Origin of the sequence: endosymbiont of Ridgeia piscesae (genome assembly GCF_001443665.1) — a bacterium.
Classification (GTDB): domain Bacteria; phylum Pseudomonadota; class Gammaproteobacteria; order Chromatiales; family Chromatiaceae; genus Endoriftia; species Endoriftia persephonae.
On record NZ_KQ557117.1, the window covers coordinates 123,662 to 148,708 of the forward strand.

18 protein-coding genes are annotated in these 25,047 nt (G+C 62.1%); 5 read left to right on the forward strand and 13 right to left on the reverse strand.

Annotated elements, in window-relative coordinates:
* From Ga0074115_RS02845 to Ga0074115_RS02855, 3 genes are all read left to right on the forward strand, one after another.
* Positions 1 to 1,094 (forward strand): NAD(P)/FAD-dependent oxidoreductase (locus Ga0074115_RS02845; protein WP_087959719.1); only part of this gene is annotated, 1,094 nt, incomplete at its 5' end.
* 131 nt (positions 1,095 to 1,225) lie between these two features.
* Positions 1,226 to 2,452, forward strand: coding sequence for a flavodoxin-dependent (E)-4-hydroxy-3-methylbut-2-enyl-diphosphate synthase (gene ispG, locus Ga0074115_RS02850; RefSeq protein WP_060528184.1), 1,227 nt, complete (start codon positions 1,226 to 1,228; stop codon positions 2,450 to 2,452).
* A 152-nt stretch (positions 2,453 to 2,604) separates the two neighbouring features.
* A complete protein-coding gene (locus Ga0074115_RS02855) occupies positions 2,605 to 3,099 on the forward strand; it encodes a GlcG/HbpS family heme-binding protein (protein WP_082626731.1) in 495 nt (164 codons plus the stop codon).
* Between the two features lie 8 nt (positions 3,100 to 3,107).
* Here the strand turns inward: Ga0074115_RS02855 and Ga0074115_RS02860 are convergent, their stop codons facing one another.
* The 4 genes from Ga0074115_RS02860 to Ga0074115_RS02875 form a co-directional block, all read right to left on the reverse strand.
* On the reverse strand, positions 3,108 to 3,491 hold the full coding sequence (locus Ga0074115_RS02860; RefSeq protein ID WP_057955327.1) for a NifB/NifX family molybdenum-iron cluster-binding protein: 384 nt from the start codon (positions 3,489 to 3,491) through the stop codon (positions 3,108 to 3,110).
* Positions 3,488 to 3,910, reverse strand: a complete 423-nt coding sequence (locus Ga0074115_RS02865) for a DUF6858 family protein (protein WP_057955326.1) — start codon at positions 3,908 to 3,910, stop codon at positions 3,488 to 3,490. Before Ga0074115_RS02865 ends, Ga0074115_RS02860 begins: the two co-directional genes overlap by 4 nt.
* A gap of 133 nt (positions 3,911 to 4,043) precedes the next feature.
* Positions 4,044 to 4,751, reverse strand: a complete 708-nt coding sequence (locus tag Ga0074115_RS02870) for a Crp/Fnr family transcriptional regulator (protein ID WP_005965871.1) — start codon at positions 4,749 to 4,751, stop codon at positions 4,044 to 4,046.
* 92 nt (positions 4,752 to 4,843) lie between these two features.
* Positions 4,844 to 6,193 carry a TrpB-like pyridoxal phosphate-dependent enzyme gene (locus Ga0074115_RS02875; RefSeq protein ID WP_060528185.1) on the reverse strand — a complete coding sequence of 450 codons (1,350 nt, stop codon included), beginning with the start codon at positions 6,191 to 6,193 and terminating at the stop codon, positions 4,844 to 4,846.
* A gap of 127 nt (positions 6,194 to 6,320) precedes the next feature.
* Here Ga0074115_RS02875 and uup point away from each other — a divergent pair, with 127 nt between their 5' ends.
* Together uup and Ga0074115_RS02885 are read left to right on the forward strand one after the other, a co-directional pair.
* Positions 6,321 to 8,216, forward strand: coding sequence for an ATP-binding cassette ATPase Uup (gene uup, locus Ga0074115_RS02880; RefSeq protein ID WP_057955325.1), 1,896 nt, complete (start codon positions 6,321 to 6,323; stop codon positions 8,214 to 8,216).
* 88 nt (positions 8,217 to 8,304) lie between these two features.
* The gene (locus Ga0074115_RS02885; RefSeq protein ID WP_057955324.1) at positions 8,305 to 8,724 is read left to right on the forward strand and encodes a hypothetical protein; all 420 of its coding nucleotides are present in this window, start codon (positions 8,305 to 8,307) and stop codon (positions 8,722 to 8,724) included.
* A gap of 144 nt (positions 8,725 to 8,868) precedes the next feature.
* Here the strand turns inward: Ga0074115_RS02885 and pstB are convergent, their stop codons facing one another.
* The 9 genes from pstB to Ga0074115_RS02930 form a co-directional block, all read right to left on the reverse strand.
* Entirely contained in the window at positions 8,869 to 9,753 is an 885-nt protein-coding gene (gene pstB / locus Ga0074115_RS02890; protein WP_087959720.1) for a phosphate ABC transporter ATP-binding protein PstB, read from the reverse strand.
* Between the two features lie 26 nt (positions 9,754 to 9,779).
* Positions 9,780 to 11,078 carry a phosphate ABC transporter permease PstA gene (gene pstA / locus Ga0074115_RS02895; RefSeq protein ID WP_057955323.1) on the reverse strand — a complete coding sequence of 433 codons (1,299 nt, stop codon included), beginning with the start codon at positions 11,076 to 11,078 and terminating at the stop codon, positions 9,780 to 9,782.
* Positions 11,071 to 12,459: a phosphate ABC transporter permease subunit PstC gene (gene pstC / locus Ga0074115_RS02900; protein ID WP_060528186.1), complete on the reverse strand. Its 1,389-nt coding sequence runs from the start codon at positions 12,457 to 12,459 to the stop codon at positions 11,071 to 11,073. The genes pstA and pstC overlap by 8 nt, the downstream gene beginning before the upstream one ends.
* A 50-nt stretch (positions 12,460 to 12,509) precedes the next feature.
* Positions 12,510 to 13,619 (reverse strand): PstS family phosphate ABC transporter substrate-binding protein, encoded by a 1,110-nt coding sequence (locus Ga0074115_RS02905; protein WP_057955322.1) that lies wholly within the window; start codon positions 13,617 to 13,619, stop codon positions 12,510 to 12,512.
* A 416-nt stretch (positions 13,620 to 14,035) separates the two neighbouring features.
* Positions 14,036 to 15,397 (reverse strand): phosphate regulon sensor histidine kinase PhoR, encoded by a 1,362-nt coding sequence (gene phoR / locus Ga0074115_RS02910; protein ID WP_057955321.1) that lies wholly within the window; start codon positions 15,395 to 15,397, stop codon positions 14,036 to 14,038.
* Positions 15,394 to 16,092 carry a phosphate regulon transcriptional regulator PhoB gene (phoB, locus tag Ga0074115_RS02915; RefSeq protein WP_057955320.1) on the reverse strand — a complete coding sequence of 233 codons (699 nt, stop codon included), beginning with the start codon at positions 16,090 to 16,092 and terminating at the stop codon, positions 15,394 to 15,396. The genes phoR and phoB overlap by 4 nt, the downstream gene beginning before the upstream one ends.
* Positions 16,093 to 16,216: 124 nt before the next feature.
* Positions 16,217 to 18,547 (reverse strand): penicillin-binding protein 1C, encoded by a 2,331-nt coding sequence (gene pbpC, locus Ga0074115_RS02920; RefSeq protein ID WP_060528187.1) that lies wholly within the window; start codon positions 18,545 to 18,547, stop codon positions 16,217 to 16,219.
* On the reverse strand, positions 18,544 to 23,376 hold the full coding sequence (locus Ga0074115_RS02925; protein ID WP_060528188.1) for an alpha-2-macroglobulin family protein: 4,833 nt from the start codon (positions 23,374 to 23,376) through the stop codon (positions 18,544 to 18,546). The genes pbpC and Ga0074115_RS02925 overlap by 4 nt, the downstream gene beginning before the upstream one ends.
* A gap of 91 nt (positions 23,377 to 23,467) precedes the next feature.
* Positions 23,468 to 24,541 (reverse strand): alpha/beta fold hydrolase, encoded by a 1,074-nt coding sequence (locus tag Ga0074115_RS02930; RefSeq protein WP_057955317.1) that lies wholly within the window; start codon positions 24,539 to 24,541, stop codon positions 23,468 to 23,470.
* Positions 24,542 to 25,047 lie beyond the last annotated feature (506 nt).

Below are 25,047 nucleotides of genomic sequence, written 5' to 3' on the forward strand. Positions count from 1 at the left end.
TAATGAAGTTGATCCCCCACCTGGAGCGCAAGGGGATCAACTTCATTGCCAAGCGGGTTGACAAGATCGACGCCGAAGGCAACAAGCTGGAGTTGGATGACGGCGAGACCATCGAGTATGACTACCTGGTGATCGCCACCGGCCCGCGTCTCGCGTTTGAAGAGGTAGAGGGTTCTGGTCCGGAAGGCCACACCCAGTCGATTTGCACCGTGAATCACGCGGAAAAGGCGTTTGACGCCTACAAGGACCTGCTCGATGAACCGGGGCCTGTGATCATCGGCGCGATGCCCTTCGCCAGCTGCTTTGGCCCCGCCTACGAGTTCTCCTTCATCATGGATTCGGATCTGCGCAAGCGTAAGATGCGCGACAAAGTTCCGATGACCTACGTCACTTCCGAGCCCTATATCGGTCACCTCGGTCTGGGTGGCGTGGGGGACTCCAAGGGTTTTCTCGAGAGTGATTTCCGTGCCCACCACATCAACTGGATCACCAATGCCAAGGTGATCAAGGTGGAGGCCGGCAAGATGTTTGTCGAGCAGTACGACGACTCCGGCCATAAAATCAAAGAGCATGAGCTGGAGTTCAAATACTCCATGATGCTGCCCGCCTTCAAGGGCGTGGATGCGGTGGCCAATGTGGAGGGGCTGTGCAACCCGCGTGGTTTTGTCTTCGTCGACGACCACCAGTGCAACCCGACCTACAAGAATATCTATGCTGCTGGTGTCTGCATCGCCATCCCGCCGGTAGAGGCCACTGCGGTGCCTACCGGGGCGCCCAAGACCGGTTACATGATCGAGTCGATGGTGACCGCCATCGTGCACAACATTGCCGACGACCTGGCAGGCAAGGAGGGCACCACGCTCGCGACCTGGAATGCCATCTGCTTGGCTGACATGGGCGACACCGGCGCCGCCTTCGTCGCGCTGCCGCAGATCCCGCCGCGCAACGTCGCCTGGTTCAAGAAGGGTAAGTGGGTGCACATGGCGAAGATCGCCTTCGAGAAGTACTTCATCCGCAAGATGAAAAAGGGTACCTCGGAGCCGATCTACGAGAAGTACATCCTCAAGATGCTCGGTATTGGCAAACTGAAATAATAGGGGCGACGCCCTGCAATAGAGCCCGACCTTCTGGTCGGGCTTTTTTATTTGTGGAGGGTTCGTCCATAATGGCCCCTTTGCAGATTAAAGGGGGCGGTTTTTCCGCCCCAAGTGATAATGGAGCGCGGATGAGCGGTAGGCAATTGCCTAGACACCCCACCCAGTCTGTCATGGTGGGTGGAATCAGGATGGGCGGCGCGGCGCCTGTGGTGGTGCAGTCGATGACCAACACCGACACGGCGGATGTGGCGGCAACAGTGGAGCAGGTGGTGCAATTGGCCCAGGCCGGCTCGGAGCTGGTGCGGCTGACGGTGAACAACGAGGCGGCGGCTGCCGCCATCCCACTAATCCGCGAAGGGCTGGCTCGGCGGGGGCTGGATGTGCCGTTGATCGGCGACTTCCACTTCAACGGCCACCGCCTGCTGGCAGATCATCCGGCCTGCGCCGAGGCGTTGGCCAAGTACCGGATCAACCCCGGTAATGTGGGCAGTGGCGACAGCAAGGACAGCCGCTTTGCCAGCATGATCGAGACCGCCTGCTGTTACCACAAACCGGTGCGCATCGGCGTCAACTGGGGCAGCCTTGATCAGACCCTGGTGGCGAAGATGATGGACGAAAATGCCCGCGCCAGCGAGCCGCTGGATGCCGAGGATATGATCCACGAGATCATGGTTACCTCGGCCCTGGAGAGTGCCCGTCGGGCCCAGGAACTGGGCATGGCGGCGGATAAGATCGTACTCTCCTGCAAGATGAGCGGGGTGCAGGATCTGATCGCGGTCTACCGGCGGTTGGCGCAGCGTTGCGACTATGCGCTGCATCTGGGGCTGACCGAGGCGGGCATGGGCTCCAAGGGCATCGTGGCCTCCAGTGCCGCGCTTGCGGTGCTGCTGCAGGAGGGGATCGGTGACACCATTCGCATCTCCCTCACGCCGGAGCCGGGGGGCGCTCGTACCCAGGAAGTGGTGGTGGCCCAGGAACTGCTACAGTCGATGGGGCTGCGCGCCTTCACGCCGATGGTAGTAGCCTGCCCAGGCTGTGGTCGCACCACCAGTACCCTGTTCCAGCAGCTGGCTGGGGAGATCCAGTCCTATCTGCGCCAACAGATGCCGCTCTGGCGGCAGAGCCACTCCGGGGTGGAGGAGATGAGCGTGGCGGTGATGGGCTGTGTGGTCAACGGTCCGGGCGAGAGCAAACACGCCAATATCGGCATCAGCCTGCCGGGCACCGGCGAGAACCCTTCGGCACCGGTCTATGTGGATGGTGAAAAGCACAGCACTCTGAAAGGTGAAGATATTGCCGGACAGTTCAAGCAGATCCTGAATGAGTATGTGGAGCAGCGCTATCCGGCTGGATAGAACAGCGGCTGGATGGTCAGGTGCCCTTAACCTGCGGATGCTCCCTCTTAATCCCCCTTTGAGTTGGTGTTTACCGCCATTTCAACAGGCGGGGTCTTTGGCTAAGGTAGGTGTTGACACTACAGCCAAAATGATGGAGGAGAGGGATGCAGATGATCAAACCTGCTCTGGTGCTTGGGTTGGGGTTGCTGGTTGCCCCGCCACTCACCGCCGAAGAGGATGTCTCCCCCACGGTTGCGCTGAAACGGATGACCCTGGAGGTGGCCCAGCAGATCGCCCAGGGGGCGTTGCATGAGTGCCGCAGCAGAGGCATTCAGATCGGGGTTACGGTGGTGGATCGAAACGGCATCGTGCAGGTTACCTTGCGCGACACCATAGCGGCGCAGATCACTCTGCCGATCAGCCGTATGAAGGCATTTACCGCGGCCAACTTCAATGCTGCCACCTCGGCGCTGCAGGATCGTGCCGATACCCCGATCGGCCGCATCGATGGTCTGGTAATGTCTGCTGGTGGTCTGCCGATCGAGGTGGGTGGGCAACTGTTGGGTGGTGTGGGGGTGAGCGGCGCACCCTCTGGGCTTACCGACGAAGCCTGTGCCCAGGCGGGGATCGACGTCGTTATCGATGATCTGGAGATGGCGTTCTAGCGCTGCAGTTACTCCCTCTTCAGGCGGACCTCAGGGTGCTGATGGTCATGTCCGTGGTCGTGCGGTTGCGGTGCTGGCAATGGTGTGCCGGTAAGCACACAACGCACGGCAGTCTGCGGATCGCTCTCGCTGGTGGGGAAGACCCGCACCCCGTAGGAGCCGAGCCTTCTGATGAAACCCTCCCCACAGCCGCCGGTGATCAATACATCGACAGCAAAGATCGGGTGTTCGTCACCCCGGAATTCATGCATCGACATCGCCTTCGGCAGATCGAGGCGTTGCAGTTCCTGCACTTCTCCGTTCTCATCCTGACCAAAGATCAGGAAGCGGCGCGTCTTGCCGGCGTGGCCGGTGATGGTACGGAAGTTCTGGCTGGTGACAGCGATTTTCATGATGCTCTCATTGCGCAAGCCGATTTAGGCCGTTTGATCAGGGAGTGTGCCCAGTGTTCCATGGCGGCGTTGACCACCGGCATAGGGGGTTCCATGAAGGTGATGATAAACCGATCCCCGCTATCGCAGATGCCGATGGAGCGTGGGCGGATGGCGAGTGTCTCTGGTTCCTGCAGGGTCAGGCCGAAACAGAACACCAGGTTGATCGCGGAGTGGATGCTGTCAGCCACCTGTCCCTCCGGCAACTCGCGGGTATGGGCGAAGTGATCAAAGGTGGCGATATAGCGGGCTGACGGGTGCGCCTCAATGTGCTCGCGCAGGTAGTCAGCAATCGCCTCTACCGATTGAAAAAGACACTCCTCTCGTTCGATCTCCAACAGAAAGATTGGGAATGTCTCTTCGATCAACTCCTGTTTCAAGGTGTGTTCTCCCGAAGGTTTGGGCAGGGGAGTGCCCGGGCGATTACACGCCAAGCGTCACGAAGGCTGGCGTACATAGGTTGAACTATGCGGGAATCTTAGGAGGGGGCACACAGTTGCGCATTGAAAATACTCAATCTTCGGCAATGCGCTGCAGATTGGGAACATCCAGCAGGAAGTGATTGCTGCGGCTCTCCACCAGTAAACTCCGGCGCTTGAACTCGGCAATGGTGCGGCTGGCGGTTTCGGTGGTAATGCCGAGCATCGCTCCCATATCCTCGCGAGCGAACAGTTCGCACTCGCTGCTCTCCATGTCGCTGACCAGCCGCAACAGCAGCCGCGCTACCCGTTGCTTAGCGGAGCCGGTGGAGAGCTCGGTAAGCCAGGCGTCGGCCTCGTTGAGGGCCCGCTGCCAGCGATTCAGTAGCTCGCGGTGGAGTGTCGGGTTCTCTTGGCTGAGGTTGTCGACCACCTTGATCGGTAGGCTGCAGACCTCGGTCTCCTGCAGCACGATGGCATCGTGCTGATAGGGCTTGCCCAGCAGGCACTCCAGACCGGTGACATCGGTGGAGCGAATCAGGCGCACAATGCGCTGGCTGCCGTCTGGCAGATACTGCACCAGCTTCAGCACCCCGGAGCGGATGGTGTACATGCGCTGTCCGGAGTCGCCGCTGCGATAGAGCACCGCACCTACCGGCAAAGTGTACTGGTCGATCGGTTGGTGGATATGCTCGAAATCCCCCTCGTTAAGGCCGGCAAACAGCACCGACTCACGCAGTGCACAGACGCGGCAATCAGCCTGCCCATCCCAGGCATCTTTGAAGGTGACGTTTTTGACCATCTGGGCGGTTTCGCTTGGTTGTTCTGGAACAACTGACCATAGCAGAAATCATCCACAGGTGCCCCCGTCGCGGTGATGACGGGGCACAGGTTTCAGCCAACCTTGGGCAGATGGGCGAGGGACTCTTTGATCGCCGCCTCTGGATAGTCGAAATCCTCCAGCTCGCCAGCAAAGTAGCGGTCGTAGGAACTCATATCGAAGTGGCCGTGGCCGGAGAGGTTGAACAGCAGGGTCTTCGCCTCGCCACTCTCGGTGCAGCGTTTCGCCTCGCGGATGACGGCAGCGATGGCGTGGCACGACTCTGGTGCGGGGACTATGCCTTGGGTCTTGGCGAATAGCACCCCCGCCTCGAAGGTCTCCAGCTGCGGCACCGCCCAGGCATCGACCAGCCCCTCATTGTGTAGCTGGCTGACCAGCGCCGAGTCGCCGTGGTAGCGCAGCCCGCCGGCGTGGATGCCGGGGGGCATAAAATCGTGGCCCAAGGTGTACATCTTCAGCAGTGGGGTGAGGCCGATGGCGTCGCCGAAGTCATAGGCGTAGACCCCCTTGGTGAGGGTCGGGCAGGAGGTGGGCTCCACCGCCACCAGTTGCACCGTCTTGCCGGCGGCCTTGTCGGCGAAGAAGGGGAAGGCGATGCCGCCGAAGTTGGAGCCACCGCCGCAGGGGGCGAAGATCATATCCGGGTAGTCGCCGACCAGCTCCAGCTGCTTTTTCGCTTCCTCACCGATGATGGTCTGGTGCAGCAGCACATGATTGAGCACTGAGCCGAGGGCGTAGTTGGTGTCATCACGGCCGGCGGCCAGCTCCACCGCTTCGGAGATGGCGATGCCCAGGGAGCCGTCGGAGTCGGGGTGGGCAGTGAGGATCTGTTGGCCGGCGTTGGTGCGGTCGGTGGGGCTGGCGAAGACTTTGGCGCCCCAGGTCTGCATCATCGAGCGGCGATAGGGTTTCTGGCCATAGCTCACCTTCACCATGTAAACCTCCACCTCGAGGCCGAACAACTGCCCGGCCAGCGCCAGCGAGCAGCCCCACTGGCCGGCGCCGGTCTCGGTGGTGAGGCGTTTGATGCCCTCCATCTTGTTGTAGTAGGCCTGGGCGACGGCGGTGTTGGGTTTGTGCGAGCCGGCCGGGCTCACCGCCTCGTTTTTGAAGTAGATCTTCGCCGGGGTGCCGAGCGCCTGCTCAAGTCTGTTAGCGCGATAGAGCGGCGAGGGGCGCCATAGCCTGAGCGCCTCGCGCACCTCCTCGGGGATCGGGATCCAGCGCTCGGCGCTCATCTCCTGTTCGATGATCGCGTTGGGAAAGATCGCGGCCAGTGCGTCGGGTCCCACCGGCTGGCCGTCAGGGCCGAGTGGCGGCGTCGGTGGATTGGGCATGTCTGCCACCACGTTGTACCAATGGGTTGGCATCTCGGCCTCTTTCAGCAGGATCTTGGTCTTCATTTTTTTGGCTTCCTGATTGCGTCAGTGGATGGGGTAGAAGAGTGTTCTTTTGCGGTATCTCTGTGTACCCTCCCCACGGCATAATCACACATAGACCCCATTCGTCCAACGGAAAATCGAGCAACAGATGGCATTGATCAATCTACGCGGCATACAGTTGAGTTTCGGCGGCCCGCCGCTGCTCGACGGCATCGACCTGAGCATCGACAAGGGCGAGCGCATCTGCCTGCTCGGGCGCAACGGCGCCGGCAAGTCGACCCTGATGAAGCTAATCCTCGGTGAGCTGCAGGCGGACGACGGTGAGCGGGTGGTCAACGCCGGGGTGCGCATCGCACGGCTGATCCAGGAGGTACCCGCGGGCACTCAGGGCAGTGTGTTCGAAGTGGTGGCCGATGGTGCCGGTGATCTGGCCGGGACACTCAAACGCTACCACCAGCTCAGCCATCAGCTCGCCGAGAGCGCTGACGAATCGCTGCTGGAGCGGCTCGCCCAGGTCCAGCACGAGCTGGAGGCGGCGGATGGCTGGCAGCTGGAGCAGCGTGTCGAGACGGTGATCTCGCGCCTCTCGCTCGAGCCGGATGCGGAATTCACGGCGCTCTCCGGCGGCCTTAAACGGCGTGTGCTGTTGGCCCAGGCGTTGGTCAACGAGCCCGATCTGCTGCTGCTCGACGAGCCCACCAACCACCTCGATATCGAATCGATCGCCTGGCTGGAGGAGTTCCTGCTCGGCTATCGCGGCGCGCTGCTCTTCATCACCCATGACCGCGCTTTCCTGCGTCATCTGGCGACCCGCATCCTGGAACTCGACCGGGGCCGCCTCGGCGACTGGCCCGGCGACTACGACAACTTTCTGCGCCGCAAGCAGGAGCAGCTCAACGCCGAGGCGCTGGAGAACGCCCGCTTCGACAAGAAGCTGGCCCAGGAGGAGGTCTGGATCCGCCAGGGCATCAAGGCCCGGCGCACCCGCAACGAGGGGCGCGTGCGTGCCTTGAAGGCGATGCGTGAGGAGCGCGGCCAGCGCCGCGAGCAGGGCGGGAAGGTACGCATGCAGCTGCAGCAGGCGGAGCGCTCCGGCAAGCTGGTGGTGGAGGCGCAGGGCGTCAGCTATGCCTGGGACAGCACACCGGTGATCCGCGACTTCTCCTGCACCATCCTGCGTGGCGATCGCATCGGCATCGTCGGCCCCAACGGCGCCGGCAAGAGCACCCTGCTCAATTTGCTGCTCGGCAGGCTGCAGCCCGACCAGGGCAGCGTTGAGCTGGGTACCAATCTGGAGGTCGCCTACTTCGATCAGCTGCGTGATGCCCTCGACGAGAACCAGACGGTGCAGGATAACGTCGGCGGTGGCCGCGACCAGGTCATGGTCAACGGCAAGCCGAAACACATCATCTCCTACCTGCAGGACTTTCTGTTCAGCCCGGAGCGTGCCCGCGGCCCGATCAAGGCGCTCTCCGGCGGCGAACGCAACCGCCTGCTGCTGGCGAAGATCTTCCTCACGCCGGCTAATGTGCTGGTGCTTGACGAGCCCACCAACGACCTCGATGTCGAGACCCTGGAGCTGCTCGAGGAGCTGCTGCTCGACTACCAGGGCACCCTGCTGCTGGTCAGCCACGACCGGGACTTTCTCGACCACGCGGTCACCAGCTGCCTGGTGTTCGAGGGTGATGGCCGGGTCGGTGACTATGTGGGCGGTTACAGTGACTGGGAGCGGATGCACAAACAGGCGCTGCAGGAATCAGCACCAGCTCCCGCAAAACTGGCTAAGCCCGCAGCCCGTGCTGCGAAAAAAGCGTCCGTCAAACTGAGCTACAAAGACCAGCGTGAACTGGACGACCTGCCTGCCTGCATCGAGGTGCTGGAGGCCAGCCTGGAACAGATCCAGACCCGCATGGCCGATCCCACCTTCTATCAGCAGGGCAGCGATGAGGTCGCGGTGGTACAGCAGCAGATGCAGTCCACCGAAGCGGAGCTGGAGACGGCCTACGCCCGCTGGGAGGAGTTGGAGGCAAAGCGGGAGGGGTGATTTTGCCTGCGCGACTAAAGAAATCCCGCCATCCAGCCGCCGGCTATCACAGAGACAAAGCAAGCGGAGCAAGCGCATGAGAGTAGTGATGCCAGGTTTGATCCTCTCCCTCTCCCTGCTCACAGGTGGGCCGCTCTATGCCGGTGCCGCCTGCGTGGTAGCGAAAGAGCTGGGTAACTCGTTGGCCATCGAATTGGTGGCGGGGCCGAACGAGACGGTCTCCAGCGCCACCGACAAGGGCGTAGAGCGGCTACGCAAGAAGGGCTTCCACAAAAAGTACCAGGATCCCCACGCCCAGGCCATCAGCGACCTGAAACACGCCTACGCCGTGGTGATCAAGACCCAATACAAAACCTTCCGGGGCAAGCCGCGCACCAGCTACGGCTGTGGTTTCAGCCCCTACTCCTACCAGGGCGCAGAGCAGGCGGCACTGCTCGATCTACAGAACTACTCTTGGGGCTGGAAGCCGGCGTATGGCTATGAGGTGTTCAAGAAGCTGAAGTATTAGAGCGCCTCTGATCAAGTCGTGAACTCGTATCTTGCGCCCATAGGGCGGCCTGTGGCCGCCGTGTGTCATACCTTGAAATCAAGGATGCTGTCGGGCGCAGCCCGACCTATAAACTTAAATATTGAGCCGCCGGTCCCCTCTTGCTCAACCAAAACGACCGTTGATGTAGTCTTCCGTTAGCTTGTGGCGAGGACGGGTGAAGATGTCGTCGGTGGGACCCACCTCGATCAGACGCCCCAGGTGGAAATAGGCGGTGCGCTGGGAGACCCGCGCGGCCTGCTGCATCGAGTGGGTGACGATGGCGATGGTGTAGTTCTCACGCAGCTCGTCGATTAGCTCCTCGATCTTCGCCGTGGCGATGGGGTCGAGTGCTGAACAGGGCTCGTCCATCAGGATCACGTCGGGCGACACGGCAATCGTGCGTGCGATACAGAGACGCTGTTGCTGGCCGCCTGACAGGCTGGTGCCTGGCTGGTCGAGCCGGTCCTTCACTTCGTCCCAGAGGCCGGCCTTGCGTAAGGAGGTCTCCACCACCTCGTCCAGCTCCTGGCGGTTGGCCGCCAGGCCGTGAATTCGCGGGCCGTAGGCGATATTGTCATAGATCGATTTGGGAAATGGATTGGGTTTCTGAAACACCATGCCCACCCGGGCACGCAGCGGCACCACGTCGAGTCGGCGGTCGTAGATCTCCTGACCGTCGAGCTGGATCTGACCGCTCACCCGACAGATATCGATGGTGTCGTTCATCCGGTTCAGGCAGCGCAGAAAGGTGGACTTGCCACAGCCTGAAGGCCCGATCATAGCTACCACTTCGTTTTTGCCGATATCCAGGCTCACATCCATGATGGCATGCTTATCGCCGTAGAAGACATCGAGGTTACGGCAACGCATGCGTGGGTCCGCCACCTCGACCTCACCGACCGTGCCGCTGAAATCATCGGCATCGCCTTTGAAACGCGCCACGCTTACGGATGCCAGTAGACCCTTGTTCGGGGCGTCTCGCATGACTTCTTTTGCAATCGCATTCATCATTGTTCCACTCCTATAGCCGCCGCTTACCAGCGGCGTTCGAATCTCTTACGCAGCAGAACTGCCAACGCATTCATCAGGATAAGAAAACCCAACAGCACCATGATCGCCGCCGAGGTGCGTTCCATGAAGGCACGTTCAGGACTGTCGGCCCAAAGAAAAATCTGCACCGGCAACACCGTAGAGGGATCCAGCGGTCCGCCGGGAATATCGACGATGAAGGCCACCATACCGATCATCAGCAGCGGCGCCGATTCACCCAAGGCTTGGGCCATGCCAATGATGGTGCCGGTAAGCATCCCCGGCAGGGCCATCGGTAGCACATGGTGGAACACCATCTGCATCTTCGATGCCCCCACTCCCAGGGCCGCTTCGCGGATCGAGGGCGGTACCGATTTGAGTGCCGCACGGCTGGCGATGATGATGGTGGGCAGGGTCATCAGGGTCAGCACCAAGCCGCCCACCAGGGGCGCCGAGCGGGGCAGGCCGAAGAAATTGATGAACACCGCCAGCCCCAGCAGGCCGAACACGATGGAGGGCACCGCCGCGAGGTTGTTGATGTTGACCTCGATGAGGTCGGTCCAGCGGTTGCGGGGGGCGAACTCCTCCAGATAGACCGATGTCGCCACGCCGATCGGGAAGGCGAGCAGCAGGGTGATGAGCAGGGTGTAGAGCGAGCCCATCAGCGCGCCGCCGATGCCGGCTTGCTCGGGTTCCCGCGAGTCGCCATTGGTGAAGAAGGCACTGTTGAACTTCAGCTCGACCGCTCCCTGGGCGCTGAGGGCATCGATCCAGCCGATCACCTGGTCTTTCAGTCGGCGCTCGTTTTCCGGCAGCGAACGGTCGATCTGCCCCTTGACCAGCATGTCCAGATCGTCGTCCGCCAGCAGCCACAGGGTTTGGCGGGTGCCGATCAGCTCTGGATCGGCGAGCACCCTGGCGCGCAGATCGAACGCCGCACCACTACTTACCAACTTGTATAGGGTTCGCTTCTCGCGTCGGTTTTTTACCTCCGGGAAGCGTTTACGCAGACTCTGCTTGATCAGGCCGGCGTAGTCCGCATGCCCCAATTCGGTTCGGTCTCTGTTCCCGCTGGGGTCGATCACGGCGGCATCGAAATGGATATCCAGCCGGATCTGAGTCTGCCAAAAGGCGGTATAGCCTTTGCTGACAATACTGACGAACAAAAAGGTGACGAACAGCAGCCCCACACAGACGGCCCCGATCCCGATGGCTTTGAAGCGACGCTCACGCCGGTAACGGGCGGCCAGGGAGGCTTTAACTTTTTCGGTGGCCGCGGCCCCCGAACCGATCGGATTATTCATACTGCTCCCGATATTTGCGCACCACATGCAGGGCCACCAGGTTCAATACCAGGGTGACCACGAATAACAGCAGCCCCAAGGCAAAGGCGGCCAGGGTCTTGGGGCTGTCGAACTCCTGGTCACCCACCAGCAGGGTCACGATCTGCACCGTCACCGTAGTCACACTCTGCAGTGGATTGGCGGTGAGATTGGCCGATAGGCCCGCCGCCATCACCACGATCATGGTCTCGCCAATGGCCCGGGAGACCGCCAGCAGGATGCCGCCAACGATGCCCGGCAGCGCCGCGGGGATGATCACCTGCCGGATGGTCTCGGAACGGGTTGCGCCGAGACCGTAGGAGGCGTCGCGCAGCGCCTGGGGGACGGCGTTGATCACGTCGTCGGAGAGCGATGAGACGAAGGGAATGATCATGATGCCCATCACCAGTCCGGCGGCCAGAGCGCTTTCGGAGGAGACGTCGAGTCCCAGTAGCCCGCCGCTGTTGCGAATGAAGGGCGCCACTGTGAGCGCTGCGAAGAAGCCGTAGACCACAGTGGGAATCCCGGCCAGGATCTCCAGCACCGGCTTGGCGATAGCCCGCAGCCTGCGCCCCGCGTATTCGGAGAGGTAGATGGCCGACATCAGTCCGATGGGCACCGCTACCAGCATGGCGATGAAGGAGATCAGCAGGGTGCCGGCAAATAGGGGGATGGAGCCGAAGGCGCCCGAGGAGCCCACCTGATCGGCGCGGATCGCCATCTGCGGACTCCACGTCAGGCCGAACAGGAACTCGCTGAGTGGAATCTGCTGAAAGAAGCGCAGCGCCTCGAACAGCACCGACAGCACGATGCCGATGGTGGTGAAGATGGCGATGGTGGAACTGGTGATGAGCAGGGCTTTGAGCACGCCCTCCACCCGGTTGCGGGCGCGCAGTTCCGGCGAGATGAAGCGCCAGGCGTAGCTCGTGCCCAGCATCGCCAGTACTAGGATCAGCACGGTCAAGGCGGCCGCCGAGGTGCGCTCGAGACTTTGCAGGTGATCCGCGGCCGCCTGTATCGCGGGACCGATCTTAGTGGAGACGATATTGCCCGCCGCCAGGTTCTTGATGTCGTTGATCACCAGACCCAGCTCCGCCTCAGGCAGGTTGCGGGTCGCCTCGGGCAGCTCCGCCACCACTAGGCTGGTAATGATGTTGGGCTCGAAAATTAGCCAGATCCCCAGCACCAGCAGCGCCGGGAGTCCGCACCAGATGGCCGTGTAGAAGCCGTAGTAGCTGGGCAAGGAGTGCAGCTGGCGGACCCTGGTAGGGCCTCCCACCAGGGTGTGAGAACGTCGGCGTCCCAACTGATAGGCCAGGCTGGTCAGGATCGCTAGCAGCAGGATCAGGGTTGTGTAGTGCATAATCTATCAAGGGTGGCCGGGGAAATTCCCGGCACCTCAATCCCACTCGCTCATTTGAGCTGCAGGTTCTTTAACGATCTGACGTCGCTGGCGAAGGCATTGCGCTCCGCCTTTGGCATGGGAATCATGCCTTTGTCGGCCAGATAGCCCTCGTCACCCCAGGCCTTTTCAGAGGTGAACTCAGAAAGGTATTCGCTGATGCCGGGGATCTTGCCAATGTGTGCCTTCTTCACATAGAAGAAGAGCGGACGGGATACCGGGTAGGAGCCGTCGGCGATGGACTCGAATTCAGGCGCCACACCCTCGATCTTGGAACCCTGTACCTTGTCGCTGTTTTGGTCGAGGAAGCTGAAGCCGAACACTCCCAGGGCGTTGGGGTTGGCCTCTAGCTTCTGCACGATCAGGTTGTCGTTCTCGCCGGCCTCGATGTAGGCGCCGTCCTCACGAATCGCGTGGGCCACCGCCTTGAACACCTTCTTGCCCTTCTTGTTGTAAGCGCGCTCGGGGATGCCGAGCTTGGCCATCAGCGGTTTGACCTGCTCCTCGCCCTTGGCCTTGTGCAGGGCCTTCAGGTCGGAGAAGGTCGTGGCGCCAGTGCCCATCACCAGATCGGCGAAGGCGTCGCGGGTGCCGGAGGTGGGCGGCGGCCCTAGTACCTCGATCTTGGTGTTCGGCAGGGCCGGATTGACCTCCTTCCAGGTCTTGTTGGGATTGTCGATCAGCTTGCCGTCAGGACCGGGAACCTGCTTGGCCAGGGCCAGAAAGAGATCCCGGCGGGTCAGTTCGAACTGAGCTGCATGTTTCGAGTTGGCGATGGCGATGCCGTCGTAGCCGATCTTCACCTCGACAATGTCGTTCACACCCTGCTTGGTGCAGCGCTCGACCTCGGACTTCTTAATCCGGCGGGAGGCATTGGTGATATCCGGATGCTCCACACCCACTCCGGCGCAGAATAGCTTCAGGCCACCACCGGAACCGGTGGATTCGATCTTTGGGGTCTTGAAGCTGCTGGTTTTGCCGAAGGTCTCGGCCACCACGGTGGCGAAGGGGTAGACGGTGGAAGAGCCGACGATGGAAATGTAGTCACGCGATGCGGCTGCCGTGGCGACGGATGCGGAAGCAGCCAGCAGTGCGGCGAGGGCGAAACGCTTGTTGATCACAATTATCTCCAGTACAGGGTTTGAACTTGTGGCGGAGATTATTGGATGGTTGTGTTACACAGGAATGAGCGCTTTATGACAGTTTTGTTACAAACCACCTTGGGAGAGGCGGGATGCAAGCGTTGGGAAACACTATATCTCTTCACGCAGCAGACTAAGGAGCCTCTGATCGAGTCACCCTTTTCAATGAATTTTCTGAGCTGTGAAAGCGCTCTGGTGTAGTTGCTCAGGCGTTGAATTCAGCGGATATCCTATTCCAGCTTCATAATGAAAACTTTCCGGTTTTTATATGGTTGTTAATATTTTGCTGACAGAACCATCTGTTTTTCAGTAACTCGTGCCAAAACGGAAGACTGATCCTGGTGATGCTCAGGTGACGGGGCTCGGAGGTTTGGGCAGACAGACTGCTTACAACATCACGAAGAGTGGCGCGACCGGGTAGTTGGGTAAACTGATGCCTCGCCATGCCCCTCGGCTAGCACCCGCGAGGTGGGAAACAGACAGCTGAAGCGGCTGCCCTTGCCGGGCTCGCTCTCTATCTGCAACTCACCGCAGTGGCGGGTTAACACATGCTTGACGATGGCAAGGCCCAGGCCGGTGCCACCGCTGCGGCGTGAGCGTGCCACGTCCACCCGGTAGAAGCGCTCGGTCAAGCGGGGTATGTGCTCAGGGTCGATGCCGATGCCGCTATCGGTGACCGAGAAACAGGCGCCCTGTTCGGTGCGCTCCCAGCGCATTCGGATCAGCCCGCCGGCAGGGGTATAGCGGACTGCATTGAACACCAGGTTGGAGAAGGCGCTGTCGAGCTCCCGTTCCACGCCGAGCAAGCGATAGTCATCGACGATCTCCAGTTCGATGTGGTGGTGCTGATCGCCACTCAGCGCCTCAGCCTCGCTCTGTATGGTGGTGAGCAGCAGAGCCACATCCACCGGCTCGTCCCTCTGCGGCGCGTCCTCCCGCTCCAGACGCGCCAGCAGCAGCAGATCCTCGACAATGCGCTGCATGCGTGTGGTCTGCTGGTACATCTGGTTGATGATGTGGCACCAGGGTGAGAATTCGGGATCTTCAGCGTCGTTCAGGGTCTCCAGGTAGCCGTGAATGACGGTCAGCGGGGTGCGCATCTCGTGGGATAGATTGGCCACGAAATCGCGGCGTACAATCTCCAATTGTTGCAGACGGGTCACATCCCGCGCCTGCAACAGACGTTTGCCCTTGCCGTAGGGGACGATACGCACCTCGAGGGTGCGTTTGTGGTCCAGCGGCCCCGGCATTTGCAACGGCTGGCTGTAATCACCCTGTGCCAGGTACTTCCGGAACATCGAGTCGGGGATCAGCTCTTCAAGTGAGCGGTCGCTACTCCGTTTCTTTCTGAAGCCGAATATCTCGCTGGCGGCACCGTTCCACCACTCCACCTGACCACGATCGTTCAGCACCACGGTGGCATCGGGCAGGGCGTTGGTGGATTGATGAAACCCACTGAGCATGCGGCTGAGTTTGCGTTTGCGTTTGCGTTTGCGTCCACGTTCACGCAGTGCCTCCACCGCATGCACGATCTCGCCCCACCCGCCCAGTGCCGACGGTGGCTCATGGTGTTTTGGGTCGTCCAGCCACAGGCTCAAACGGTGGAGATTGTGCATGTGCCACAGCAGGTAAGAGACCAGACCGCACAGCAGCGCCAAGGCCGGGTGGTCGATCCAGACTCCCCAGGCAAACAGCAGCAGCCCGACACAGACGACAAGGGCAAACTCCCGGTAACGGCCTGCTCGATGAAGGCTCATTTTGCGGCGACCTGTCCAGAGAAGCGGTATCCAGCACCACGTACCGTCTGTACTAGACGGTCTAGACCATGCGGCTCCAGAATCTTGCGCAGGCGTCGGATGTGTACATCCACAGTGCGCTCCTCAATGAACACGTTGGTGCCCCAGACGTTGTCGAGCAACCGTGAACGGCTGAACACCTTGTTCTGATGAGTCATGAAGAAGTGCAGCAGGCGGAACTCGGTGGGACCGAGTTCGATCTCCTTCGAATCGGCGCTGACCCGATAGGAGGTCGGATCGAGCCGCAGCCCCGCCACCTCCACCGCCTCTTCAGTGGCGTGGGGTGCCACCCGGCGCAGGATTACCTTGATCCGGGCAATCAGTTCGCGGGGCGAAAAGGGCTTGGTTACATAGTCTTCCGCCCCCGATTCCAAACCCCGTACCTTATCGTCCTCTTCACCGCGGGCGGTGAGTACGATCACCGGAATCTCAGCGGTCAGGGAATCCCGCTTCAGCTCCTGGGTGAGTTCTACCCCGCTGGTGCCGGGCAGCATCCAGTCCATCAGGATCAGGTCCGGCATTTGCCGGGCCAGACAGGTGCGTGCCTGCCCGGCGTCTTCCGCCTCCATCGTCTCATAACCGGCCTGTCGCAACACAAAGCCGATCATCTCACGCACGGCGGTCTCGTCCTCGACGATGAGAATCTTCGTGGTCATGCTAAATATCCATTAGCTGTCTGATATTCAAACCTGGTATTAGACCGAATCGATGGTTACATTTTGATGACGTCTGGAACCCAGTATGGATGCTGGCATGCCAGCTCGCTCAGAGGCTCATTAATCACTCTCCAATCAGAATCTCCACTTCCACCTGGTCGTTGTTGCCCTGCTCATCCAGAGCAAGGATACGGTTTTTTCCAGCCTGACTAAAACGGTAGGCGATGTCCTGTGAGGCGGGGAAGCGGCCGAGAAACTCACCGTTGACGTACCAGCTCACCTTGCCCTGAGCGCCAAGGCTCTTCAGCATGATCTGGGGTAGGGCATCACCGCCCGGTTGAGTCAGTTCGGCCTGGTGATTGGGGGAGATGATCTGCAATCCAGCGGCCCCGATCATACTGGCAGGTGGGCAACGAGAATCGGCGGCAGGCAGCTGACCCAACCGGGTCTGCCGAAAGGGCAGCCAGGGCTCCAGGGCGGGTGGCCAGAGGGCGAGCTGCAGTGGCTGTTTTTCCACCCCCGGGCAGCTGGAGGCAATCCGCTTCCCCTGGTCCTGACTCACCCAGAGCTTGAGCGGGTTGCTGTCCAGCCCCTGGTTGGGCGTGGGCGGGATCTGCCCGTCGAGGCTCCAGGCCGTCAGGTTGCGGTGGCAGTGCTGTTCCGGCTGCTGCTGCTTCAGGGTGCCGAGTGGCCAGCAGATCTGCACCTCGGCCACCGAGGGCGGTGCGCTGCTCCATGCCTCGTTCCCATCCGCCAGCAGGTTGGCGAGGCGGAACAGCAGTGGTGCCGCGGAGAGTGCGCCATAGTGTCCCGGTACCGGGGTGCCGTCGGGCCGCCCGAGCCAGACTCCGAGGCTGTAGCGGGGCGTCACCCCGACCGCCCAGGCGTCGCGAAAGCCGTAGCTGGTGCCAGTCTTCCAGGCCAGCCGGGTTTCGTCTCGCACCCGGTGGCCGCCGAGCCGGTCGGGTCGTGGAGTCTCGGCGAGTATCTGTCGTACGATCCAGGCTGCGCCGGGGGAGAGCAGAAAGCGCGTTGTATTCGGCTCGCCCAGCAGCAGGCGCAGGGGGTGCGTCTGACCATTGTTGGCGATGGCCAGATAGCCCTGCAGCAGCCGCTCCAGGGAGATGCCCGCGCCGCCCAAGATCAGCGCAGGATTGGGGCGGCCATCCCCCGGAATCGTCAATCCCAGGCCGGCGTTGGCCAGACGGTTGGCGAAGCTGCCTGGGCCGAGCTGCTCCAGCAGATTGACCGCCGGCACATTGAGCGACTGTTGCAGCGCCCGGCTGGCGCTCACCGGCCCCTCGTGGCCGCGGTGAAAGTTGGCCGGACGATAGGCCTGGCGGTGGCGCGGCGCATCGCTCAGCAGCGAGGCGGAGTGGATCAAGCCATCGTCCAACGCCATCCCATAGAGAAACGGTTTCAAAGTTGAGCCCGGTGAGCGGATCGCCCTCACCATGTCGACCTGGCCCAGGCGTTTGTCGTCGAGAAAACCAGCCGAGCCGACATAGGCAAGCACCTCGGCGCTACGGTTCTCCACCACCAGCAGCGCTACCGAGACCCCCGGCGGTTGTTGCTGTGCGTAGTTTTTCGCCAACTCCGCGACCATCGCCTGCAGTTCGCCATCCAGGGTGGTGCGGATCACCGCCTGCTGGGGGAATCGGTTGCGCAGGCGGCGCGCCAGCAGCGGCGCCAGCAGCGGCGGGCGAAAACTGTTGGCGTAGACCCGCTCCAGCTTTGCCTGCTGGACCACCGCCTGCGACCAGATACCCTGGCTAGTCAGCCGCTCCAGTACCTTGTTGCGCGCTGCCTCGGCAGATTCGGCGTGGCGGTCGGGGCGTAGCCGGCTGGGGGCCTGGGGTAGCACCGCCAGCAGTGCCGCCTCAGCGTGGGTCAGCTCGCTGGCGTCCTTCTGAAGATAGCTGAGGCTGGCTGCCTGCACCCCTTCTAGGGGGCCGCCAAAAGGGGCCAGCTGCAGATAGAGTTCGAGGATCTCCCGTTTGCTGAAGTGCCACTCTAGCTGCAGGGCGCGGAGTATCTGTGACAGTTTTCCGGAGAGGCTGCGGGAGTGGGGGTGGAGCAGTCGCGCCACCTGCATCGTCAGGGTGGAGCCGCCGGAGACGATGCGCCCGCTGGCCAGATTCTGTGCTGCGGCGCGCAGCAGGGCGAAGGGATTGATCCCCGGATGCCAGTAGAACCAGCGGTCCTCGTAGCCGAGCAGTGCCTCGATATAGAGCGGCGAGATCTGCTCCAGGTGCAGCGGATAGCGCCACACCCTGCGTGCATTGGGGAAGGTGCGCAGCGGGCGGCCCTGCCGGTCCACCACCACCTGGGAGGGGGCATCGGTACCGGGCTGCTGGAGAGGATAGAATAGATCGAGTGCCCACAACAGCAGGCCGCTGGCGAGCAGCAGCCCGGCCGACCAAGCCAGCCAGGGCCTGCTGCCGCAGCCTCTCATGGTGCGTCGACCACCTCGAGTAGGCCACCCGACTCGCCGATCGCGCGCAGCTCTGGGCGGTACATATCCTCCACCAGGGTTGGTGGTACCTGGTAGTGGCCGGGAGTGACCGCGCGGGCCAGGTAGAAGAGGTGGCTCGACTGGCCTTTGCGTAGATCGAGGGCGGCGACAAAGCGATCATCGCGATACTCCCTGTGCACGATCTGCGACTGCTGCATCAGCTCGCTCACCGGCTTGTTGTCGATCTTGATCTGGTCCAGTTGGATTGCATGTTTCAGGTTCTGGTTCTCCAGCTCCAGCCCGGCGGGCAGCAGCTCCACCAGCAGCGCGTCGGGGATGCGCTGCTCAGCATCGAGCTGCAGGTGGACCAGCACCAGCTCGCCGGTTTCGATCTGCTTGAGGTCGATCGGCTTGCCATCGCGGGAGTAGTGGCTGCGTGCCACGCTGATCCCTTGTGAGACAGGTTTCGGTGGCTGGTTGGGATAGCCACTCAGCAGCAGGTCGCTAATCAGGGGAGTGTCGCTCCGATTCTCCAGGGTTATGCCGGCGCTGAGCTGATCGATCTCCAGACTGATCTGGTATGCGCCCGACTGCACCAGTTCCAGTAGCTCTTCACCAATGCGCAGGCTCGCCTGCCAAGGGTTGTCGTCGGGCCGTTGCAGCGCCAGTGCGGCGAGGAACAGCGCGTTGCGCTCCTGGGTGCTGAGGTATTGGCGGGACAAGAGCTGATCGCGCAGGGTCCGGGCCATCCCGATCACCGGCTTGTCATGGATTTTGGCATCGGCGAGCAGGCTGATCATCAACGCTTGGTCGCGCAGCGGTGAACCGTAGTCGCCCAGATAGGCGCCGGGTTTCGGCGCGCCGATCTCCAGCCCGCGGGTGATCGCTGCGGCACCGTTCTTGTGGTCCCCCTGGTTTTTCAGGGCGAGGCCGAGGTGGATCAGCGGCAGGCCCGATCTGGCGTACTGCGCCTGGCTGCGCCAGAGGCTGCGCAGGTGGCCAAGATTGGCGCGGTTGATGCGCGACAGCACGTAACCGGCGTAGGCGCGATAGGCGAGGCGGTAGTGGTCGGGGGCATCGCTGTGGCGCTCGATGAGCATGCGGGACTGCTTCAGATACTGCTCCAGGCGCTCTACCACCCGCCGCAGAAACTCCGGCTCCACTGCAAGGCCCATCGCCTGGGCGCTGAGCAGAAAGTCTGCCACATAGGCGGTGAGCCAGTGCTCCTCCGGGCTGTGATTGTCCCACAGGCCGAAGCCACCGCTGCCGCGCTGCTGCGCCTGCAGCCGTTCGAACGCCTGCTCCAAACTCTGCTGGCGTTTGTTGAGCTGCTCAGGATCGAGGCCGAAGCGGCGCAGGTTCTGCTCGTTGGCGTGTAGCCAGGGCCAGGCGCTGCTGGTGGTCTGTTCGAGACAGCCGTAGGGGTAGCGCAGCAGTGCCTCGACCTGATCCTCGATCTGCAGTGTGATGCGGTTGTCGAGGCTCAGCCGGGCGCCCACTGTGGCCGGGCTGAAGGCGCTCAGAGCGGGTAGCGGCAGGGGGGCGTGCTCGCCCGGCTCCAGGGTCAGGGAACGGCGCTCCCGAATCGCCGGCCAGGCGGGCTGCACCGTCAGCTGCCAGTGGCGCTGGAACGGTTCGATCTGCTTGCCCTCAACCGCCAGGTGGATCTGCGCCAGGCCGAACCGGTCGCCCGCCTGCAGAGGGTAGCGAAGGGTCCGCTTCTCGCCGGCGGCCAGCAGCAGTCTCTCGGGCTCAGCGTTGAGGATGAGCGGGGCTGTGGCCTGTAGCTGCAGGGTCAATGGTTGTTCGGTGTCGGTGGTGTTGTGCAGGTCCAGCGCCAGGTTGCTCTGGTCGCCGCTGGCGAGAAAACGCGGCAGCGCCAGCTGGGTGACGACCGGTGCGGCGACTTGGATCTCCCGCTCGCCGCTGCCGAAGCGATCCTCACCGAAGGCCACCGCCATCAGCCGCAGCGTGCCGTTGAAGTCGGGTAACTGCAGCTCGATCTGTGCCTCGCCCTGGGCATTCAACGAAACAGGGCCGTTGAACAGTGAGACGATCTTTACCTCGCTGCGGGGCATCTTGGCGTTGCCGCCCATGCCGTCGCCGCCAAAGCGTTGCCGGGCCAGTGGGTAGCGGTTGAGTTCGATCAGCCGGCCATAGACATCCCGGCTCTCGACCTGGAAGCGGCGCCGCTGGAACAAGCCAGCAAAAGGATCGGGGGTGGCGAAGTCGGTGATATTGAACACCCCGACATCCACCGCTGCCAGGGTGGCGTGGAGCGGCTGGCTGTTGTCGATGCCTTGGGCCTTGAGGCGGACCGTCAGGGGCCGGTTGGGCTCCACCTTACCGGGGCTTTGGATGCTGACCTCAAGTCGCCGTTCGCTGCGCTCCAGGGGCAGGTGCAGCAGGCCAATGGCGCGATTGGGCGTGATCAGCTGCTGGCCGGTTGCCGCCGGGCGCAGCGCCAGTACCGAGATGTAGAGGTCGTGGCGCTGCCAGGTCGGGTCGATGGGAATCTCGATTTGGCTGCCGGTCTTGCGTAACGGCAGGCTGGCTGACCAGAGTGGGCGCTCACTGCTCTCCACCAGCACCAGGCCCTGGCCGTCGTGGGGTGGCATGATGCGCAGCTGGGCAGTGTCGCCGGGGCGGTAGGCGGCCTGGTCCAGCGCTAGGCTGACCTTGTCGGGGCGTGCTGCCTGGCCGCTCTGTTGGCTCTGTTGCCAGTCGTGGTACCAGGTCTCTCCAGCAGTGAAGCGCAGGCTCGATCGGCGGCCGCTGGCTGGGTCGCTGATCTCCAGCCGGTAGCGGCCCCACTCCACCGGTAGTTCCAGCTTGCCATGCTCGCCTTTCGCCAGATCCAGTGTGGTATTGAGGACCGGATAGGCCTGCTCGGTGAACTCCGAATACCAGCCGCGGTCGCTGGAGTACTCCCAGAAGTATTGGCGCTCCTCGCGGATCAGGGTCGCCTCCAGGCCTTGGGCGGCGAGCAGCCGGCCGTCGGCGTCGGCCATCACGATCTCGAATGTGAGGCGGCTGTCGGCCGGAGGATTCTGTTCCTTGTCGAAGGGCGGGCGAATGCCGATCACTCCACCCGTGGGCCAGATCAGCTGGTCGTGGCGGCGGCTCACTGGTCGGCCTCCCGACTCGAACAGGCTGGCGGTGAGTGACAGGCGCAGCGGTGAGCGGCTATCTGCCCAGCGCGAGGGAATCTGCAGCCGGGCTTGGCCGCTGGCGTCGAGCTGCAGATCCTCCAGCTCAAAACGCTGGCTGTGTTGCTGCTCGTCCTGATCACCGAACTGGAAGCCGGGCAGGGTGGCGATGGGGTTGCGCCAGAGGGTGAGCTCGAGCTGGCTGCTGAGGCGGTTGCCGGCAGCGGGTGCGCCGTAGAGGTGGTCTCCCTGTACCTTGATCTCTATCGGTTCTGCCGGGCTGGTAGCCTTGTCAGTTGCGGCCGAGAGGTCCAGTTTCATTCGCTCTGGCAGGAACTCCTCTACCTGGAAGCTGTAGCGGGCGGGCTCGCCGTCGGGCTTTTCCACCTGCAGCTGCCAGCGACCGGTCTTGGCGCTGGTGGGGATGTGAAATGCCTGCTGGTAGTAACCCGCCGGGGTGTCTGAACGCCAACGCAGGCGCTTGACCTCCTGATCATCCGGGCCGCGGATGGTCGCCTTCAGCACAGGGGCGTTGTCGAAGCGGCCGTCCCGGTCGCGTAGCAGGCCGTTGAAGTGGATCGTTTCGCCGGGGCGGTAGAGGTCACGCTCGCTATAGATGAAGAGCTGCTGGGCTTGGTCGGGCTGCTCACCTAGGTCGAAATCGGAGAGGTCGAGGGCCGGTCTGTTGAGCGCGAGCAGGGTCAGCTGAGCCTCCTTGTGGGCGCGGATCAGCTCGATCTGGTCGAGAGCGTGGCTGAAGCTGGCCAGCCCCTCCGGCGAGGTGCGGCTGGTGGCGATCAGGTTGCCTTTGCGGTCGAGTGCCTCCAGGGTGACGCCGGCCAGCGGCTGCGCCTTGCCCAGGGAGTAGCTGTAGATGTCGAGCTGGTTATTGTAGCGGCGCGCGTGCAAGCCGATGTCGGTGATGGTGAAGTAGGCGGTCTCGGGATGGCTGGTGTAGCTGCCGGCGGGTTTCATCAGTGCCAGATAGAGGCCTGGCTCGGCCAGGGCCGGCTGGGCGCTGATGTCGATGCTGCGGCGGGCGCGGGTGTTGCGTGGCAGATCCAGGGTGAAGCGGCCGCTGTGGACCAGCTCGGTCCAGTCGGCGAGCTTCTCGAACAGGCTGTAGCGGTAGCGCGACTGCAGCTGCCGCCAGACCTCCAGTAGGCTCGCCTCGCGTACCCGATGGAAGGTGATGTCGACCGCATCCACGTTGACCGCGACGATCGGCAAGCCGCTGCCCTTGTGAGGCAGCAGCAGCGAACCCTGGCTATCAAAGCTGGCGGCGGGCTGCAGTTGCCGGGTCTTCAGCCTGGCGGGGTGGTTCTGCGCCAGTTGTGATCCATTCGCTGCCTGCAGTTTGCGGTAGATGGTCAGGCGGTAGTCGGTCTCTGGTTCGGTGTCGGGGAAGCAGGTGCGTCGGCCATCCTTCGCGAGCACCCAGGCGCCCTCCACCAAGCCCTGATCGGTGGTGAGATTGAAGTAGGGCTGGATATCGGTGCTGGGGTCGAGGGGCTGGCTGAACAGGGCACAGATCTGGTTCTTTCCCTCGATGGCGCGTTCCGAGACGTCGAGTACCTGCAGCGCTTCAGCAGCCTGCAGCGGCAGGCTGGCAGCCACTAGCCAGAGGCCGAGCAGCAGCAGGGACAAGGGTTTCGAGAGCGGGTGGTGATGACCCCACATGGCCATTCTCCTTAGGTCGTTCTTGTCACCCAACTATGTCAGGGGATGATGGCAGAGCAGTGGCAGATCCTGACAGAAACAGGCAGCTTGTTCACGGCTCTTTTGTCGCTTCTTCAACAGTGGGGGCGAGCAGCTGCAGGATCAGCGGGATCGCCGGTGGTACGCGTTGGCTCTCGGTGGAGAGGTTGCGGATGATCGAGAGGTGAGTGCCGCTGACGGTGTGGAACTCCGCTCCGGGCAGGCGGGCGGAGTCGAGGCTGACCAGGCCATCGCCGAGGATCGCCAGCGCCGCTTCGATCTGCTCGAACAGCTGCAGCAGGGCCACCTCTGTGCCTTCGGGCAGGGTCTCCCGGTGGTTTGCAATGGCGGCCTGCAGACGCTGTTTATCGATCTGGCCGAGTTGGCCGGCGATCACCATTATGCGGGTGTCGGGTGGTGCTGGGCGGCTGTTCAGCTGAGTAAGAAACGGACTGCCGGGAGTCAGGTCGAGGCCCGCCTCGCCAGCACCGTCGAAGATCGCGTTGAGCCAGCCGAACTCGCCGTTGGTGATCTCGGCAAACTGGTCGCGCAGCTCGGCAAAAAAGCGCAGCCGTGCCAGCTCTGAGCCCTGGTTGGGGGTGCCGACCAGGATCAGCTGGCTGACCTGGGGGATGTTCTTGTCTGTCAGCCACTCGGGACGGCTCAGCAGATCACGACTGACTAGTCCGCCCATGCTGTGGGCAACGATGGTGATCGAGCTGACGCCCTGCTGTTGCAGCCACTGCAGCTGTTGGTGAAACAGCTCGGCTGACTCGCTGATCGGCTGGTCGTCCGGATAGTTCATCAGCCAGACGCTGAAGCCTGTTTTGGCCAGTGTCGGCGCCAGATTCATCCAGATCTTGCCTGGGTCATCGAGACCGTGGATCAACACTACCTGGGGGCGGGATAGATTGAGCGGACGCCCGGCGGGGAAGGGTTTCAGACCGTAGTGTGCGTTTGCCTCGGCAGCCTGCTGCGGAAAGCGCTGCTCGATAGTGTGGCGCAGCTGACTGCGGATTTGCCGTTCCTGCTCGCTGAAGTGGGGGCGCAGCAGTTGCCAGGCGACGATGGTGATGATCCAGAGGATGAGCAGTCGCAACAGGATTTTGCGTCGGCGGCGTTGAGCGGTGGGAGGGGGCTTGTCCATTTCTAGACTCTACTACAGCCTATCGGGCAATGGGCTCAAATCTACGGCGTGTGCACTTCGATTATTAGAAATCTGGGGTCAGAGTAAACACTCCTGCTGTCCTGTCTTGTTGTTATTCTGAAACTTGGTTTTTTGTCCTGGTTTCAATGGCGTGACCCTGTGTCTTGTCAGTCTTTTAAATTCATTTCTGAAATGGCCATTTCCCAAGGGAGCCTCTGATCAAGTCATGCAGTCGTTCGCAATAGCCAGCTATCCCCGACAGGGATGTCGGGGAGGAGCGTGAGTAGGGAGCGCTAGCTTTACGTGTGATTTGCGCCTTGAATCTAAATATTCTGAATCACAATCGACTTCATCCAGACTTAATCAGAGGCTCTCAAGGCATGTCATTTATTGAACGATTCGCGAATATTTTTCATCAGATGTGCATCAATCTGTCCTTCAAATATCCGGCGATATGCCTCAGCACGCTCTTGTTTAGTTTGTAAGCGCCCAAGAACCGGCACCTG

Bases quoted from the DNA above. Each gene is read 5' to 3' on its own strand.
- phoB (WP_057955320.1), bottom strand. From the start codon at position 16,092: ATGACCACGAAGATTCTCATCGTCGAGGACGAGACCGCCGTGCGTGAG.
- Ga0074115_RS02870 (WP_005965871.1), bottom strand. From the start codon at position 4,751: ATGGTCAAAAACGTCACCTTCAAAGATGCCTGGGATGGGCAGGCTGAT.
- phoR (WP_057955321.1), bottom strand. From the start codon at position 15,397: ATGAGCCTTCATCGAGCAGGCCGTTACCGGGAGTTTGCCCTTGTCGTC.
- Ga0074115_RS02855 (WP_082626731.1), top strand. From the start codon at position 2,605: ATGATCAAACCTGCTCTGGTGCTTGGGTTGGGGTTGCTGGTTGCCCCG.
- ispG (WP_060528184.1), top strand. From the start codon at position 1,226: ATGAGCGGTAGGCAATTGCCTAGACACCCCACCCAGTCTGTCATGGTG.
- pbpC (WP_060528187.1), bottom strand. From the start codon at position 18,547: ATGAGAGGCTGCGGCAGCAGGCCCTGGCTGGCTTGGTCGGCCGGGCTG.
- Ga0074115_RS02925 (WP_060528188.1), bottom strand. From the start codon at position 23,376: ATGTGGGGTCATCACCACCCGCTCTCGAAACCCTTGTCCCTGCTGCTG.
- Ga0074115_RS02860 (WP_057955327.1), bottom strand. From the start codon at position 3,491: ATGAAAATCGCTGTCACCAGCCAGAACTTCCGTACCATCACCGGCCAC.
- Ga0074115_RS02885 (WP_057955324.1), top strand. From the start codon at position 8,305: ATGCCAGGTTTGATCCTCTCCCTCTCCCTGCTCACAGGTGGGCCGCTC.
- pstA (WP_057955323.1), bottom strand. From the start codon at position 11,078: ATGAATAATCCGATCGGTTCGGGGGCCGCGGCCACCGAAAAAGTTAAA.
- Ga0074115_RS02930 (WP_057955317.1), bottom strand. From the start codon at position 24,541: ATGGACAAGCCCCCTCCCACCGCTCAACGCCGCCGACGCAAAATCCTG.
- uup (WP_057955325.1), top strand. From the start codon at position 6,321: ATGGCATTGATCAATCTACGCGGCATACAGTTGAGTTTCGGCGGCCCG.
- pstB (WP_087959720.1), bottom strand. From the start codon at position 9,753: ATGAATGCGATTGCAAAAGAAGTCATGCGAGACGCCCCGAACAAGGGT.
- Ga0074115_RS02875 (WP_060528185.1), bottom strand. From the start codon at position 6,193: ATGAAGACCAAGATCCTGCTGAAAGAGGCCGAGATGCCAACCCATTGG.
- pstC (WP_060528186.1), bottom strand. From the start codon at position 12,459: ATGCACTACACAACCCTGATCCTGCTGCTAGCGATCCTGACCAGCCTG.